The 14,664-nt window shown below is 42.9% G+C and carries 20 protein-coding genes; 19 read left to right on the forward strand and 1 reads right to left on the reverse strand.

Annotated elements, in window-relative coordinates:
- Positions 1–16: 16 nt before the first annotated feature.
- The 18 genes from rplO to AZE41_RS01620 all read left to right on the forward strand — a co-directional run bounded on the left by rplO (position 17) and on the right by AZE41_RS01620 (position 12,764).
- Positions 17–457: a 50S ribosomal protein L15 gene (rplO, locus tag AZE41_RS01535; RefSeq protein ID WP_067204796.1), complete on the forward strand. Its 441-nt coding sequence runs from the start codon at positions 17–19 to the stop codon at positions 455–457.
- A complete protein-coding gene (gene secY / locus AZE41_RS01540) occupies positions 457–1,749 on the forward strand; it encodes a preprotein translocase subunit SecY (RefSeq protein ID WP_067204799.1) in 1,293 nt (430 codons plus the stop codon). Before rplO ends, secY begins: the two co-directional genes overlap by 1 nt.
- Before the next feature lie 55 nt (positions 1,750–1,804).
- Positions 1,805–2,458, forward strand: coding sequence for an adenylate kinase (locus tag AZE41_RS01545; RefSeq protein ID WP_067204801.1), 654 nt, complete (start codon positions 1,805–1,807; stop codon positions 2,456–2,458).
- Between the two features lie 424 nt (positions 2,459–2,882).
- Entirely contained in the window at positions 2,883–3,101 is a 219-nt protein-coding gene (infA, locus tag AZE41_RS01550; RefSeq protein WP_067204804.1) for a translation initiation factor IF-1, read from the forward strand.
- Positions 3,102–3,140: 39 nt separating this feature from the next.
- A complete protein-coding gene (rpmJ, locus tag AZE41_RS01555) occupies positions 3,141–3,254 on the forward strand; it encodes a 50S ribosomal protein L36 (RefSeq protein ID WP_067204807.1) in 114 nt (37 codons plus the stop codon).
- A gap of 24 nt (positions 3,255–3,278) precedes the next feature.
- Entirely contained in the window at positions 3,279–3,644 is a 366-nt protein-coding gene (gene rpsM / locus AZE41_RS01560; protein WP_067204810.1) for a 30S ribosomal protein S13, read from the forward strand.
- A gap of 25 nt (positions 3,645–3,669) precedes the next feature.
- Positions 3,670–4,059, forward strand: a complete 390-nt coding sequence (gene rpsK, locus AZE41_RS01565; RefSeq protein ID WP_067204813.1) for a 30S ribosomal protein S11 — start codon at positions 3,670–3,672, stop codon at positions 4,057–4,059.
- Positions 4,060–4,192: 133 nt separating this feature from the next.
- Positions 4,193–5,137, forward strand: coding sequence for a DNA-directed RNA polymerase subunit alpha (locus tag AZE41_RS01570; protein WP_067204816.1), 945 nt, complete (start codon positions 4,193–4,195; stop codon positions 5,135–5,137).
- Between the two features lie 32 nt (positions 5,138–5,169).
- Positions 5,170–5,550: a 50S ribosomal protein L17 gene (gene rplQ, locus AZE41_RS01575; RefSeq protein ID WP_067204818.1), complete on the forward strand. Its 381-nt coding sequence runs from the start codon at positions 5,170–5,172 to the stop codon at positions 5,548–5,550.
- A gap of 566 nt (positions 5,551–6,116) precedes the next feature.
- The gene (locus tag AZE41_RS01580) at positions 6,117–6,962 is read left to right on the forward strand and encodes an energy-coupling factor ABC transporter ATP-binding protein (protein ID WP_067204821.1); all 846 of its coding nucleotides are present in this window, start codon (positions 6,117–6,119) and stop codon (positions 6,960–6,962) included.
- Positions 6,938–7,807 carry an energy-coupling factor ABC transporter ATP-binding protein gene (locus AZE41_RS01585; protein ID WP_067204824.1) on the forward strand — a complete coding sequence of 290 codons (870 nt, stop codon included), beginning with the start codon at positions 6,938–6,940 and terminating at the stop codon, positions 7,805–7,807. Before AZE41_RS01580 ends, AZE41_RS01585 begins: the two co-directional genes overlap by 25 nt.
- Complete coding sequence (locus AZE41_RS01590) at positions 7,807–8,604, forward strand: energy-coupling factor transporter transmembrane component T family protein (protein WP_067204827.1); 798 nt, start codon at positions 7,807–7,809, stop codon at positions 8,602–8,604. The genes AZE41_RS01585 and AZE41_RS01590 overlap by 1 nt, the downstream gene beginning before the upstream one ends.
- Before the next feature lie 13 nt (positions 8,605–8,617).
- Entirely contained in the window at positions 8,618–9,364 is a 747-nt protein-coding gene (truA, locus tag AZE41_RS01595; protein WP_067204830.1) for a tRNA pseudouridine(38-40) synthase TruA, read from the forward strand.
- 169 nt (positions 9,365–9,533) lie between these two features.
- Positions 9,534–9,971: a 50S ribosomal protein L13 gene (gene rplM / locus AZE41_RS01600; protein WP_067204834.1), complete on the forward strand. Its 438-nt coding sequence runs from the start codon at positions 9,534–9,536 to the stop codon at positions 9,969–9,971.
- Positions 9,972–9,990: 19 nt separating this feature from the next.
- Positions 9,991–10,383: a 30S ribosomal protein S9 gene (rpsI, locus tag AZE41_RS01605; RefSeq protein ID WP_067204837.1), complete on the forward strand. Its 393-nt coding sequence runs from the start codon at positions 9,991–9,993 to the stop codon at positions 10,381–10,383.
- Positions 10,384–10,580: 197 nt separating this feature from the next.
- Positions 10,581–11,369, forward strand: a complete 789-nt coding sequence (gene modA, locus AZE41_RS01610) for a molybdate ABC transporter substrate-binding protein (RefSeq protein WP_067204840.1) — start codon at positions 10,581–10,583, stop codon at positions 11,367–11,369.
- Positions 11,370–11,387: 18 nt separating this feature from the next.
- Complete coding sequence (modB, locus tag AZE41_RS01615) at positions 11,388–12,077, forward strand: molybdate ABC transporter permease subunit (protein ID WP_067204842.1); 690 nt, start codon at positions 11,388–11,390, stop codon at positions 12,075–12,077.
- A gap of 12 nt (positions 12,078–12,089) precedes the next feature.
- Positions 12,090–12,764 (forward strand): ATP-binding cassette domain-containing protein, encoded by a 675-nt coding sequence (locus tag AZE41_RS01620; protein ID WP_067204845.1) that lies wholly within the window; start codon positions 12,090–12,092, stop codon positions 12,762–12,764.
- Positions 12,765–12,824: 60 nt separating this feature from the next.
- On the opposite strand, the gene AZE41_RS01625 is transcribed toward AZE41_RS01620, so the two are convergent.
- Entirely contained in the window at positions 12,825–13,778 is a 954-nt protein-coding gene (locus tag AZE41_RS01625) for a substrate-binding domain-containing protein (RefSeq protein ID WP_067204847.1), read from the reverse strand.
- A gap of 383 nt (positions 13,779–14,161) precedes the next feature.
- Between AZE41_RS01625 and AZE41_RS01630 the strand changes: the two genes are divergently transcribed.
- The gene (locus AZE41_RS01630; protein ID WP_067204850.1) at positions 14,162–14,458 is read left to right on the forward strand and encodes a rhodanese-like domain-containing protein; all 297 of its coding nucleotides are present in this window, start codon (positions 14,162–14,164) and stop codon (positions 14,456–14,458) included.
- The last annotated feature ends 206 nt before the right edge of the window (positions 14,459–14,664 follow it).

Consider the following 14,664-nt stretch of genomic DNA (forward strand, 5'->3'; position numbering starts at 1 on the left):
AGGAGGTGCCAATGAGATGAAATTACACACTATGAAGCCTGCTGCAGGTTCACGTACTAAGCGTAAGCGTATTGGTCGCGGAATCGGTTCAGGTTTTGGTAAAACTTCTGGTAGAGGTCACGGTGGACAAAACTCCCGTTCGGGTGGTGGCGTACGTCTTGGATTCGAGGGTGGTCAAATTCCACTTTTCCAAAGACTTCCTAAACGTGGTTTTACGAACATCAACCGTAAGGATTATGCAATCGTAAACCTAGACACACTTAATCGTTTCGACGAAGGTACTGAAGTTACGCCTGAGCTACTAATTGAATCAGGCATCGTGAGCAATGCTAAATCAGGTATTAAGATTCTGGGTAACGGAATTCTTGAGAAAAAGATCACTGTCAAAGCTCACAAATTCTCTGCTTCTGCTAAAGAGGCAATCGAGAAGGCGGGCGGACAGACCGAGGTGGTTTAATGTTTCAGACAATCGCCAACTTTATGCGAGTAAAAGATATACGGTCTAAAATCTTTTACACACTACTGGTACTCATTGTTTTTAGACTAGGAACATTTATTCCAGTCCCAAACGTTGATGCAACTGCACTACAGCAAACTGATAATAATCTTATTGGCTTACTGAACGTGTTTGGTGGGGGTGCCCTTGCGAACTTCTCGATCCTTGCAATGGGAATTATGCCTTACATCACTGCATCTATCATCGTGCAATTATTGCAGATGGATGTCGTACCTAAATTTACTGAATGGGCGAAACAAGGAGACGTTGGAAGACGGAAACTTGCGCAGTTCACGAGGTATTTCACAATAATCCTAGCCTTTATTCAAGCAATTGCTATGTCATTTGGTTTCAACCAAATGTATGGTGGTACGCTGATAAAAGACGAAGGTGTTTCGACATACGTGGTTATCGCGATCGTATTGACGGCAGGAACTGCATTTCTTTTATGGCTTGGTGAACAGATTACAGCAAAAGGTGTTGGGAATGGTATTTCCATCATAATCTTCGCTGGTATCGTCGCAGCAATCCCAAATGCAGTCAACCAACTTTACGCAACTCAGATTCAAGATGCGGGCGACGCACTGTTCATTAAACTGGCAGTTATGGCTCTTCTACTCGTCTTGGTCATTGCGATTACTGTCGGAATTATTTACTTCCAAGAAGCACTACGGAAAATTCCGATCCAATATGCGAAACGTGTCACTGGACGAGGTCAAACGACTGCAGGCCAACAGACACACTTGCCCTTGAAACTTAATGCGGCAGGGGTTATCCCGGTAATCTTTGCTTCTGCATTTTTTATTACACCACAATCAATAGCGACCTTCTTTGGCACTAACAGTGTAACAACTACAATTACAAACGTTTTCGATTATACGAAACCGGTTGGAATGGTATTTTACCTGATATTGATCATTGCATTCACATACTTCTACGCATTCATCCAGGTGAATCCGGAGAATATTGCGGATAATTTGAAAAAGCAAGGCGCTTATATCCCGGGCATTCGTCCAGGACAAAATACACAAAATTACCTAACGAGCACTTTGTATCGATTGACATTTGTGGGGGCAATATTCCTCGCTACAGTGGCAATCATGCCGATATTCTTCATCAATATCGCAAACCTTCCACAGTCTGCGCAAATTGGAGGAACAAGTTTAATCATCGTCGTCGGGGTTGCACTTGAAACGATGAAACAACTTGAATCACAACTTGTGAAAAGGCATTACAAAGGATTCATGAAGTAATAATCACAAAGGTTCATCTCTATGTGATGTGAATATGAATGGGAGTGCAATACGTATGAATATCGTATTAATGGGTCTGCCAGGAGCCGGTAAAGGTACACAGGCAGACAGAATTGTCGAAAAGTACGGAACCCCTCATATTTCTACAGGCGATATGTTCCGTGCTGCTATCCAAGAAGGCACGGAACTTGGAGTCAAAGCAAAATCGTTCATGGATCAGGGAGCACTTGTCCCTGATGAAGTGACAATCGGAATTGTTCGTGAAAGACTAAGCAAATCCGATTGCGATAATGGATTCCTACTCGATGGTTTCCCACGTACAGTTCCACAAGCTGAAGCACTTGATCAGCTTTTGGCTGACATGGGTCGGAGAATTGAGCATGTTCTCAATATCCAAGTTGAGAAAGAAGAACTTATCGCGAGGCTGACAGGCCGCCGCATCTGTAAAGTTTGCGGTACATCCTATCATTTGCTTTTTAATCCTCCACAGGTTGAAGGTAAATGTGATAAGGATGGCGGAGAACTTTATCAGCGAGCCGATGACAATCCGGAAACTGTCACGAACCGTCTGGAAGTAAATATGAAACAAACTGCACCACTCTTGGCGTTTTACGATTCCAAAGAGGTGTTGGTAAATATCGATGGACAAAAAGACATCAAAGACGTTTTCAAGGATCTGGACGTTATTCTGCAAGGAAGCGGACAATAATCCTTTTCGAACTTAGATATTATACGCATTTTTTGGGCAGTATAGCATAGAAGCATAGAAGGACGTTTCAACGAGCTGCAAAAGCATATGATGCCCGGTATAACAACTAGATGGTTTTTAGCAGGGTTATGGTTCTGAAACATAGTAAATGCATTTTCTTGCTTTGGTAGGTATAATGGATTTCGTGGAAAGAACTGTATAACGTAACTGGGAACTCATCCACGGCATTCTGGACAGTCGTGTCCATTTCGACGCGATTTTCCATAACAAGAAGTCGAGGACGGACTTAAGGGAAACGGAATGTGGCAGACCTCTTTCGAACATCACTCATGCAATCCGGACATATGTTGAAGGAAGCTTTAAAGGCGACTGATGCCGCTCGATGGTGAGAACCTTTATTGGATATAGAAGGGAGACTGGGTTGATGGCGAAAGATGATGTAATTGAAGTTGAAGGAACCGTACTCGAAACACTGCCAAACGCAATGTTTAAAGTAGAGCTGGAAAACGGCCATACGATTCTTGCGCATGTATCTGGCAAAATTCGTATGCACTTTATCCGTATTCTACCTGGCGATAAAGTGACAATGGAACTCTCGCCTTATGATTTAACACGTGGTCGTATCACATACCGTTTTAAATAAACTTTTGTAACTCCGGAATACTGAAGGAGGTTGGGTAAGATGAAAGTTAGACCATCTGTAAAACCGATGTGCGAAAAATGTAAAATTATTCGCAGACGCGGCCGAGTAATGGTAATCTGTGAAAATCCAAAACATAAACAAAGACAAGGCTAATTCTGAAGGAGGTGCACAATATATATGGCACGTATTGCTGGTGTAGACGTTCCGCGCGATAAGCGCGTAGTCATTTCATTAACTTACATTTTCGGAATCGGAAAAACAACTGCTCAAAAAGTATTGGCGGCAGCTGGAGTATCTGAGGACGCACGAGTTCGCGATCTTACTGACGCAGAGCTTGATAAAATCCGTGAACAAATGGACACGCTTAAAGTTGAAGGTGACCTTCGACGTGAAACTTCCCTTAACATCAAACGTTTGATGGAAATCGGTAGCTTCCGTGGTATCCGTCATCGTCGCGGACTTCCTGTTCGTGGACAAAACACGAAAAATAACGCACGTACTCGTAAAGGTCCTAAACGGACAGTAGCGAACAAGAAAAAATAATAGGTAAAGGAGGTATCTTCTTAACATGGCACGTAAACAACAAACTCGTAAACGTCGTGTGAAAAAGAATATTGAATCCGGTATTGCACATATCCGTTCGACGTTCAATAATACAATTGTTACAATCACTGACATGCAAGGGAACGCAATATCTTGGTCAAGTGCAGGTGCATTAGGCTTTAAGGGTTCTCGTAAATCAACACCTTTCGCTGCACAGATGGCTGCTGAAGCGGCTGCTAAATCATCTATGGAGCACGGTCTGAAAACTTTGGAAGTTACTGTTAAAGGTCCAGGTGGTGGACGTGAAGCAGCAATTCGTTCATTACAGGCTGCAGGTCTTGAAGTTACTGCAATCAGAGACGTTACCCCGGTTCCACATAACGGATGCCGCCCGCCAAAACGCCGTCGTGTATAATGGCTTCTTCTCCATATGATTGAGAAACACAATTTATGTCAACAATGATTGTGCGATTGCAATTTGCCGTCTATGAAAATCGATTTCAATATGGAACGGCCTATACATTGATGTTTTGAAGGAGGGTAAATGAATGATCGAGATTGAGAAACCGAAGATTGAAACAATTATGATCGCCGAAGACATCAAGTTCGGTAAGTTTATCATCGAACCACTTGAACGCGGATACGGAAATACGTTAGGAAACTCCCTACGTCGCATCCTTCTATCTTCACTGCCAGGAGCTGCTGTTACATCTATCCAGATTGATGGTGTGCTTCATGAATTCTCAACAATTGAAGGTGTCGTCGAAGACGTCGCATCAATTATTTTGAACGTGAAAAAACTGGCTCTCAAAATCTATTCAGATGAAGAGAAAGTGATTGAGATAGACGTGAAAGGCGAAGGAGTTATCACAGCTGCGGACATTACACATGATAGTGACGTAGAAGTGTTGAATCCTGAACTTCCTATCGCGACACTTGGTAAAAACGGTCACTTGCGCATGCGTATGTATGCTGTACGTGGACGTGGTTACGCACCTTCTGATCAAAACAAACGTGAGGATCTCGCAATTGGCGTTATTCCAATCGACTCTATTTACACTCCGGTTTCACGAGTTAACTTCCAAGTGGAGAATACTCGGGTTGGCCAAATGGCGAACTTTGATAAGTTGACACTTGATGTTTGGACAGATGGTAGCATCGGTCCTAAAGAAGCTGTTTCACTTGGGGCAAAAATCCTAACTGAGCATCTAAATATATTTGTCGGTATGACAGATGAAGCACAAACTGCAGAAATCATGGTAGAAAAAGAGGAAGATCAGAAAGAGAAAGTACTCGAGATGACTATTGAGGAACTTGACCTTTCAGTTAGATCTTACAATTGCCTAAAACGTGCAGGCATCAATACAGTTCTTGAACTTGCTAGCAAGTCAGAGGACGAAATGATGAAAGTACGAAATCTTGGCCGTAAATCACTTGAAGAAGTGAAAGCGAAATTGGACGAGCTTAACCTAGTGTTACGCACCGAAGATTGAGCGAATTTATAGATTGAAGGAGGGAAACTTCTATGGGATACAGAAAACTTGGACGTACAAGTTCACAACGTAAAGCAATGCTTCGCGACCTAGCGACAGATCTAATCGTACACGAACGTATTCAAACGACAGAAGCTCGTGCGAAAGAATTGCGTTCAGTTGTTGAGAAAATGATTACGCTTGGTAAACGTGGAGACTTGCATGCACGTCGTCAAGTTGCACAATTTATCCGTCGCGAACTGGTTACAGTGGCAGACGGTGAAGGCAACGAGAAAGAAATCTACGCAATCCAAAAACTTTTTGATAATGTTGCACCACGTTACGCTGAGCGTCAAGGTGGATATACACGTATCATGAAAATGGGACCTCGTCGCGGCGACGGAGCACCTGTCGTTGTAATCGAACTCGTTTAATATATACAATGGCAATTGATTAAATCTTCAAGGGGTGTGTCTGGCGTACCCAGAGCCGCACCCTTTTTTTAAAAATTTATACGACAACTTTAAAAGCTGAGTGTTACGATCGTCGGTTTATACCGTCTGGTCTAGCTCTACGCACCTCATCCGCGGTACCGGATTGAGCACCTGGTACCAGTCATAGATATGAGCGCATTTCTTCGGATGAGGTGCGCGCTTTTTTTTATCCAAAAATAATGTCCAGATTTTTCAATATATAAGTTTTTGACTAATATGATGTCTAGGCACCAGACGCACGGGTCATAAGAGGGCAAGCTAGGAAGGATTAAACTTGCTTTTCTTTTACGCCTTCCTTGGCAAAGAACGCCGCTTCGCCGGTCCCTCTAATGCCTGCCGCGGGCCTATAAGATGTAGGTCATGCAGCTATTACCCCTGGAAATGGTGTTCTTAAGCTGCGTTCATTTGTGACGGTGCCTTGCGCATTTTTAAAAAGGATTCCTTGTCAATTGGCAGGGGATCCTTCGTAGTATACATAATGTGAATGTAGCCGGAGGTGGTAGGCGATGAAGGAAATTCTGTCGATGGATAATGTGTCTTATTCCTATGACTCTGAGGACGAGGTAGCAAAGAAAGCAGTCGACGGCGTGTCGTTTACGGTACAAGAAGATGAATGGATTGCTATTGTTGGCCATAATGGTTCCGGTAAATCGACACTTGCGAAATTGATGATTGGACTTTTGTTCCCAGAAGAAGGGGACGTTAACGTATTTATTGAAAAACTGACTGAGAACAATATATGGGAAATTCGTTCACGGATGGGTTTTGTTTTTCAAAATCCAGATAACCAGTTTGTTGGTTCGACAGTTCAAGATGATGTTGCATTTGCGCTAGAGAACAATGGAGTTCCCTTCGAAGAAATGGTGACTCGGGTTCATGAGGCACTTGCGCAAGTAAACATGAGTGATTTCCTCGACCAGGAGCCTCACCATCTCTCAGGCGGACAAAAGCAACGAGTTGCAATAGCTGGGGCGCTCGCGTTACATCCAAAGCTTCTTATTATGGATGAGGCGACGTCGATGCTTGATCCACAAGGACGTAATGAAGTAATTCATTTAGTAGAAGAATTAAAGCGTAAGACCGGCCTCACGGTCATTTCCATTACACATGATTTGGAAGAGGCGCTGTTGGCAGATCGTATTATTGTCATGAACAAGGGTAAAGTTCTGACTGTTGGTACGCCGGAGCAGATATTTGCTCGGGGAAATGAACTTGAGGAAATTGGTTTGGACTTACCATTCGCTTTAAGAGTATCCAGTTTGTTACGTGAAAATGGGCTGGATCTTGTCGGTGAGCATATGACGGAAGAAGAGTTGGTGAATGAATTATGGACATCTCACTTCAGCAAGTAGGGTATTTGTATGGAAAAGATACTCCTTTTGAGAAAAGGGCATTGCAGAGTGTAGATGCAACGATACATTCAGGCTCTTATTCTGCAATAATTGGACATACCGGATCAGGAAAATCGACACTTCTTATGCATCTGAATGGTTTGTTAAAGCCTTCAGAAGGGATTGTGAAAATTGGAGATACGACAATTACTGCCGGTACGAAAGCGAAAGGACTGAAAGATGTCCGTAGGCATGTGGGTATTGTATTCCAGTTTCCAGAGCATCAGCTTTTTGAAGAGACTGTTGAAAAAGATATTATGTTCGGTCCTATGAACTTTGGTGTACCTGAAGAAGAGGCAAGGAGACGAGCGCATCAACTGATAGAATTGCTAGGACTTCCTCCAGAGGTTGCCCAGCAGTCTCCTTTCGATCTTTCGGGAGGGCAGATGCGCCGGGTTGCGATTGCGGGTGTACTCGCGTTTAAACCTTCTGTGCTCGTATTGGACGAGCCGACTGCGGGACTTGATCCGCGGGGGCGGCTTGAAATTATGGAACTTTTCAATCGTCTCCATGTGGAAGAAAAACTAACGACAATTCTTGTGACGCATAGTATGGAAGATGCTGCACGTTATGCGGACAATATTATCGTTATGCATAACGGAAGTTCAGTCATGTCTGGGACGCCTCAGGAAGTGTTCGCTGATGAAGAGAAGCTGACCTCCTTTAGATTAGGTCTACCGCGCTCAGTAAAGTTCCAGCGTGACATTGAGAAGTTAATTGGTCGTCCTCTCCGGGGACTGGCATTAACGGAAGCTCAGCTTGCCAAGGCAATTGCATTTGCCGCTACGGAAGAAGGTGGCCGTTAATGTTGGAAAAGATGATTTTCGGACGCTATATTCCAGGCAATTCATTTGTCCACAAGCTCGACCCTCGTTCGAAGCTGTCATTTGTTTTTCTTTTCATCATTGGAGTCTTCCTTGCAAATAATACTGTTACGTACGCCGTGTTATTAGGATTTACGTTACTCGTAATTTTAAGTTCAAGGATTCGGTTGTATTTCCTATTTAACGGATTGAAACCAATTCTTTTCTTGATTATTTTCACGCTACTCATGCATATCTTTTTTACGAAAGAAGGAGCACTTCTCGTCGATTGGAAGTTCATCAAGATATATGAAGAAGGGTTGAGGCAAGGTATTTTTATTTCCATTCGTTTTCTTGTATTGGTTTTGCTGACGTCTATCTTGACGTTGACGACATCGCCGATTTCAATCACGGATGGTATGGAAGACTTGCTGGGACCATTTAAGCGAATTAAATTGCCTGTTCATGAGCTTGCGCTGATGATGTCAATTTCCCTGCGCTTCATCCCCACATTGATGGATGAGACGGATAAGATATTGAAAGCGCAATTGGCGAGAGGTTCGGACATTAGTACGGGTTCTATTAAGCAGCGAATTCGTGCAGTCATTCCTTTGCTCGTACCTCTCTTTGTGAGTGCGTTCAAACGCGCTGAAGACCTTGCAGTCGCCATGGAGGTTCGTGGCTATCGTGGAGGCGAGGGGAGGACGAGGTACAGGCAGCTGAAGTGGCACTGGCGTGATACCACGATAATGGTATTGCTTGCTGTTCTAGTTGTCGTCCTCTTTCTGCTTAGGGCATAGGAGGTGGATACAAATGCAACGTGTTAAAGCAATTGTTTCGTATGATGGTACTCGATTTTCTGGATACCAGATACAGCCGGGAATGCGAACGGTGCAATTGGAAATTGATAAAGCATTAGTGAAAATGCATAAAGACAAGGAAATTTTTTCGGTCGCAAGCGGCCGGACGGATTCGGGTGTACACGCAAATGGCCAAGTGATTCACTTTGATACACCGCTGAACTTGCCGATAGATCGATGGAAGCTGGCGTTAAACGTCCTTTTGCCTACAGATATCCGACTGGTTGAAGTTGAATACGTCAGCGAAGATTTCCATGCGCGTTATTCTGCTACTGGCAAGACGTACGTTTATAAGTGGTCCTATAGCGAAGTGCATAGTCCGTTTGAGCGTGATTTTTCCGTTCATCTCGGTAGATCACATCCTGATATTGAGTTGATGAAGGAAGCTGCTGCCTATTTAATTGGGACGCATGATTTCACAAGTTTCTGTTCATCAAAAACCGCGACTTCCAATAAAGTCAGAACGGTGAGAATGCTGACACTCGAAAAAAAAGGCGATTATCTCATCATGACAATTGAAGGAAATGGCTTTTTATATAATATGGTAAGAAGCATTGCAGGTATGCTTCTTGTCGTAGGGAACGGCTGGAAAACGCCGGCAGACGTCAAGCAAATACTTGAATCTTGCAGCCGTAAAGCGAACGTTAAAACCGCGCCAGCACACGGTTTGTATCTAGATGAAGTGAGCTACAAAGACTAAGGCAACTTTTCCTAGCGTATTTAGAGGAATCGCTTGACTTAATGTGGAATTCAGTATAAGATGAGTAATGGTATTTCAATAACCCCACAAATAAGCCCCGGAAGGTAAACTTGTGTTTAGGGATAGAGAAAACGGGAACTAATAGAGATTCATTTAGGAGGATAAAATTATGCGTACAACATTCATGGCTAAAGGTCACGAAGTAGAGCGTAAATGGCTCGTTGTCGACGCTGAAGGACAGACGCTTGGTCGTCTTGCTTCTGAAGTTGCATCACTTTTGCGCGGCAAACATAAACCTACGTTCACACCACACGTTGATACAGGTGACCACGTCATCATCATCAATGCAGAAAAGATTCATCTTACAGGTAACAAATTGAAAGACAAAATTTACTACCGTCACTCAGGTTACACGGGTAGCATGAAACAACGTACGGCTCTTGAAATGCGTACAAACTTCCCGACAAAAATGCTTGAACTTGCAATTAAAGGAATGCTTCCAAAAGGTCCTTTAGGCCGTCAAACATATAGAAAACTTAATGTATACGCTGGACCAGATCACCCGCACGCAGCACAACAACCAGAAGTATTCGTACTTCGCGGTTAATTAAAGAGGAGGAAACAACTTGGCACAAGTACAATATCTCGGCACAGGCCGTCGTAAAAGCTCAACAGCTCGTGTACGTCTAGTTCCTGGAGATGGCACAATTATCATCAACAAACGCGACGTAGAAGACTACGTACCATTTGCAACACTTCGCGAAATCATCAAACAACCACTTGTAATTACGGAAACTCTTGGAAGCTACGATATCCTTGTAAACGTTGATGGTGGTGGATACACTGGACAAGCAGGAGCAATCCGTCACGGAGTTGCACGTGCTCTACTTCAAGTAGACCCTGACTTCCGTCCAGCGCTTAAATCAGCAGGACTTCTTACACGTGATGCAAGAATGAAAGAACGTAAAAAACCAGGTCTTAAAGGCGCACGTCGTGCACCACAGTTCTCAAAACGTTAATCTTTTAATTAAAAAAAGCTCTTTTCCATTCGTGGAAGAGGGCTTTTTTATGGTTTTATCCTGAGAAGGTAGTTAGTTAATTAAGAAAATCACTTGACCTACAGTATATGGCAATTCATAATTAGAGCTATTAGAGCATAACCGGATATAACTAGTTATATTCAGTTATAACTGGTATAAGAATAGGGAGGCTTAAGATGATGAAAAAGGTGAGTTGTTTCCTTGTTTTACTATGCTTGCTATTGATTTCAGTAGGATGTTCCAATGGTCAACAACCAATTGTCAGTGATTCAGATGATGAAGTTGAATTAATAATTTCGGCCGCGGCCAGTTTAACAGATGCATTGAATGAACTGAAAACTAGTTTTGAAAGTGAACATTCGACCATTACCTTGTCGTTCAATCCCGGGGGCTCAGGTAAATTAGCGCAACAAATCGAGCAAGGTGCACCCTCAGATGTGTTCCTATCGGCAAGTAAAATAGATATGGATAAGCTGCAGAAGGGAAATCTGATACTTGAAGATACACGACTAGATTTTGCTACAAACGAGCTGGTGTTAATTACGAATAAAGAAAAACCATTCAATTTGTCCTCATTTGAAGATATAGATTCAGCAACAATTGATCATTTTGCTATCGGCGAGCCAGAAAGCGTGCCTGTTGGCCGTTATTCGAAAAAAGTACTTGAAACACTGAAGCTTTGGGAGCCGTTACAAAGTAAGTTGGTTTTGAGTTCGGATGTACGCCAAGTTCTGACACATGTTGAAATGGGCAATGCGGATATTGGCGTTGTGTATGCCAGTGATGCATTGATTTCAGATAAGGTAAAAGTAGTGGCTACGGCTAAACCTGAATGGCATGATCAAATTGTTTATCCGGGGGCCGTCATTGCCGACTCGAAGCACCCTGAAGAAGCGAAAGCATTTTTAGCGTTTCTCGCAGGCGAGCAAGGCAAAGAAATCTTGAAGAAATACGGATTCAAGTAAGTAGAAAGAGGGATGCATGTGAATGAGACGGATTATACGCCATTACTTTTATCGTTAAAAGTAGCGGGCATCTCCACTCTTTTCGTTTTTATAGGAGGAGTCTTCTTCGCACGAATACTGGCACGCAAAACGTTCTTTGGAAAAGGGTTTATCGAAACGTTATTCCTTTTGCCACTCGTTTTACCTCCGACTGTCGTTGGGTTTGGATTACTGATACTTTTTGGGAAGAATGGGTTTATCGGAAGTTGGCTATATTCCGTGTTCGGTATTCAAATCATTTTCTCGTGGCTTGGCGCGGTTATAGCTTCAATTGTCGTCTCATTTCCTTTGATGTATCAAAGTGCAAGTGCGGCTTTCGAAAACTTGGATTCAAAGTTGGAGAATGTGGCTAGAACAATGGGAGCTTCGGAGTGGCGTGTTTTTTGGACCATTTCGTTTCGTCTTGCTTGGCCGGGTCTTCTTGCTGGTTTAGTCCTCTCTTTTGCAAGGGGACTCGGGGAATTCGGGGCTACGTTGATGTTGGCGGGCTATATTCCTGGAAAAACAGATACGATTCCGATGGCCATCTACTTTGCGGTAGAATCGGGGCAAATGGAGAAGGCTACCTTTTGGGTAGTTATTATCGTTGCTTTAGGATTTAGTACAATCATGTGGTTAAATTGGTGGAGCAGGCGGAACATGCGTCGCTATAAAAATGACAATGGATAAGAGGATGATTGTATGCTCGAAGTTCACATCAAAAAAAAGCTACCTCACTTTTTGTTGGATATTGAATTGAAGGTAGAAGATGAAATTCTTGTTTTATTTGGACCCTCTGGATCCGGGAAAACATCAATCTTAAATAATATAGCAGGGTTGGACAAACCGGACGCAGGATATATCAAGTTAAATGGAAAAACGTACTTCAGTGAAGGAGGCAAACCGCTACCGACTAAAAACAGAAACATCGGCTATCTCTTTCAGGATTATGCACTTTTCCCTCATATGATTGTGGAAAAAAATATTGCCTATGGAATGAAAAAGAAAAAAGAGGGTGAGCCCCCGTTTCGGATTGAACACTTAGTTAGCGTGTTAGGGATAGAGCATTTGTTACAAAAATATCCCCACCAAATTTCTGGCGGAGAGAAGCAAAGAGTTGCACTTGCGCGTGCCTTAGCAACAGAGCCATCCATTTTATTACTTGACGAGCCCTTGTCTGCGTTAGATCATGAAACGCGGATTGAGTGCCAGGACGAACTGTTAAGACTCCATGAGATTTGGCGAATTCCGTTCATTATCGTTACGCATGACATGAATGAGGCGGAGAAGCTTGGAGATACAATCCTGTATCTTGAAAAGGGGTCGGTAATAAAGACTGTCGATAATTTGCATAAAAGGATAGCTGTTTCAAATTGAAAAAAGTTCCTCCCTTCAACTGAGTCAAATCGTTGAAGGGAGGAACTCTTTTAGACTTCGTTAAAATGTTTCATAGATGATTTTCCCTGTTTTGGATAAATCGTAACCGCCAATTGATTGGATCTCTTTCTGAAATGAATCTGAATGTAAAATATGTGTTATCAAATTAATAAGCCCTTCATTTTGTGGAGTTTTCAATATGACGAGATCATACTGTTCTTGGATGAGGGGAATAAAGTCAACGTCAACGAGGTGGGCAGTTTTCTCAGTGCCTATCCCTACATCGGCTTCTTCGCTTGCAACTTTGCTGGCAACTCCTATGTGGTTCAATACTTCTACTTCATAGCCAGATACATGTTGAGGAGAAATGCCTTCTATCCGAAACTTCTCGTCAATTAAAACCCGTACACCGGACCCTTTTTCTCGGTTGACCATTGTAATTCCTGGTTTCGTTAAATCGGTCCAAGATTGAATATTTTTAGGGTTTCCCTTTCTCACGTAAAAGCCTTCCCAGCGTGATAGGAAATTGATGATGAGGTAAGGTTGTCCGACGAGGATTTTGCGGATGTACGGAATATTATATTCCCCTGTGTCTCCGTCAAACAGGTGAGTACTTACGACATCTGCCTCCCCTTGGTACATGGAAACTAAACTATTCAAACTGCCTGTATACGAGCGAAGCGGACGATACCTAGTCGAATTCTTCTCAATGTAATTAGCCAATATGTCTAAGCTCAAATCCTGCCCGCTAATTATGATTTGTCTAGTTGGTGTGGTAAATGACTTACTTTCATCGGGAGGGTTTCCGTTAAAGTGCGCGTCCACTCTATTTACGTTTCTTCTACTTTTAGTTTGTTCTTTATAATCAGCCAAGTCATGGGCGTCTACTCGTATTTGTCGTCCAACCCGGTACGAGGGCAATTGTTCTTTTTTGATCAAATCGTAGACCGTCAATTTGGACACTTTCAAAATCTGAGCAATTTCTTCGGTCGTGTATGAAATATCTTCTTTCATGCTCGATTCGTCCTCCTTCGTGCTGCATGATAATCTAGATTCCACCGAGGTATTAAAGACAGTGTATAAATAGAGTACAAGCCTCTTTAAAGCACCGTAGTGGATTTGAAAGAAGTCTTAATTTCAATTTATACTAGTTCTCAAATCATTTCTAACTATACATGTCTGACAAATGAATACCTATATAAACTGAGCGGAGGCATCCCCGAGCGCCGAAGCGGATTCAATGGGATTCTTCATTTCAATATATGTAGTATACCAAAGCTTTTAGGTAGAACCTAATTGAGCTTCAGCTGGAACTTGTCGTTGAAGGCAGATGTTTTTCGTGAATATCACCGCTTCTATGGTAAAGTAGAAAGGATAAAATGTGAGGAGGATTTGCTATGAAAGAAATCACAACTACTGAATTACAAGAACGGCTAGAAAAAGGTGAACAGCTTAACTTGGTCGACGTGCGCGAGGCAGATGAAGTAGCGGCAGGGATGATCCCTGGTGCAATTCACATCCCTCTAGGCGACGTACCGGTGCGTATGAGTGAACTTGATAGCTCTAAGCCATATATACTGATTTGCCGTTCAAGCGGCCGTAGTGGGCGTGCGCAAGAGTTCCTAGCGGATGAAGGCTATGATGTTACAAACATGCTAGGCGGCATGCTGGAATGGGAAGGCGCTACTGAATAAGTACTTTTGGAAAGGAACCTTGCGGGGTTCCTTTTTTGGTTTTAGGAATATAGGGGTACAGTTGGATTGTTGTTTAGTTTCGCTAAAGCGTCGTTTGGTTTTGGCAAAGCATTGCTTCGTTCAGTAAAAACTAATTCTACCCCCAATCTCTACTCAAAGTAGGACATATCTGCCGCTGAATCTGCGTATAGTGAAGGAAAAAGGCG

The sequence above is a fragment of the Sporosarcina psychrophila genome (assembly GCF_001590685.1).
Lineage (GTDB): Bacteria > Bacillota > Bacilli > Bacillales_A > Planococcaceae > Sporosarcina > Sporosarcina psychrophila.

Excerpts from the sequence above, each read along its gene's own strand:
- rplO (WP_067204796.1), top strand. The coding sequence starts at position 17 with ATGAAATTACACACTATGAAGCCTGCTGCAGGTTCACGTACTAAGCGT.
- secY (WP_067204799.1), top strand. The coding sequence starts at position 457 with ATGTTTCAGACAATCGCCAACTTTATGCGAGTAAAAGATATACGGTCT.
- AZE41_RS01545 (WP_067204801.1), top strand. The coding sequence starts at position 1,805 with ATGAATATCGTATTAATGGGTCTGCCAGGAGCCGGTAAAGGTACACAG.
- infA (WP_067204804.1), top strand. The coding sequence starts at position 2,883 with ATGGCGAAAGATGATGTAATTGAAGTTGAAGGAACCGTACTCGAAACA.
- rpmJ (WP_067204807.1), top strand. The coding sequence starts at position 3,141 with ATGAAAGTTAGACCATCTGTAAAACCGATGTGCGAAAAATGTAAAATT.
- rpsM (WP_067204810.1), top strand. The coding sequence starts at position 3,279 with ATGGCACGTATTGCTGGTGTAGACGTTCCGCGCGATAAGCGCGTAGTC.
- rpsK (WP_067204813.1), top strand. The coding sequence starts at position 3,670 with ATGGCACGTAAACAACAAACTCGTAAACGTCGTGTGAAAAAGAATATT.
- AZE41_RS01570 (WP_067204816.1), top strand. The coding sequence starts at position 4,193 with ATGATCGAGATTGAGAAACCGAAGATTGAAACAATTATGATCGCCGAA.
- rplQ (WP_067204818.1), top strand. The coding sequence starts at position 5,170 with ATGGGATACAGAAAACTTGGACGTACAAGTTCACAACGTAAAGCAATG.
- AZE41_RS01580 (WP_067204821.1), top strand. The coding sequence starts at position 6,117 with ATGAAGGAAATTCTGTCGATGGATAATGTGTCTTATTCCTATGACTCT.
- AZE41_RS01585 (WP_067204824.1), top strand. The coding sequence starts at position 6,938 with ATGGACATCTCACTTCAGCAAGTAGGGTATTTGTATGGAAAAGATACT.
- AZE41_RS01590 (WP_067204827.1), top strand. The coding sequence starts at position 7,807 with ATGTTGGAAAAGATGATTTTCGGACGCTATATTCCAGGCAATTCATTT.
- truA (WP_067204830.1), top strand. The coding sequence starts at position 8,618 with ATGCAACGTGTTAAAGCAATTGTTTCGTATGATGGTACTCGATTTTCT.
- rplM (WP_067204834.1), top strand. The coding sequence starts at position 9,534 with ATGCGTACAACATTCATGGCTAAAGGTCACGAAGTAGAGCGTAAATGG.
- modA (WP_067204840.1), top strand. The coding sequence starts at position 10,581 with ATGATGAAAAAGGTGAGTTGTTTCCTTGTTTTACTATGCTTGCTATTG.
- AZE41_RS01620 (WP_067204845.1), top strand. The coding sequence starts at position 12,090 with ATGCTCGAAGTTCACATCAAAAAAAAGCTACCTCACTTTTTGTTGGAT.
- AZE41_RS01625 (WP_067204847.1), bottom strand. The coding sequence starts at position 13,778 with ATGAAAGAAGATATTTCATACACGACCGAAGAAATTGCTCAGATTTTG.
- AZE41_RS01630 (WP_067204850.1), top strand. The coding sequence starts at position 14,162 with ATGAAAGAAATCACAACTACTGAATTACAAGAACGGCTAGAAAAAGGT.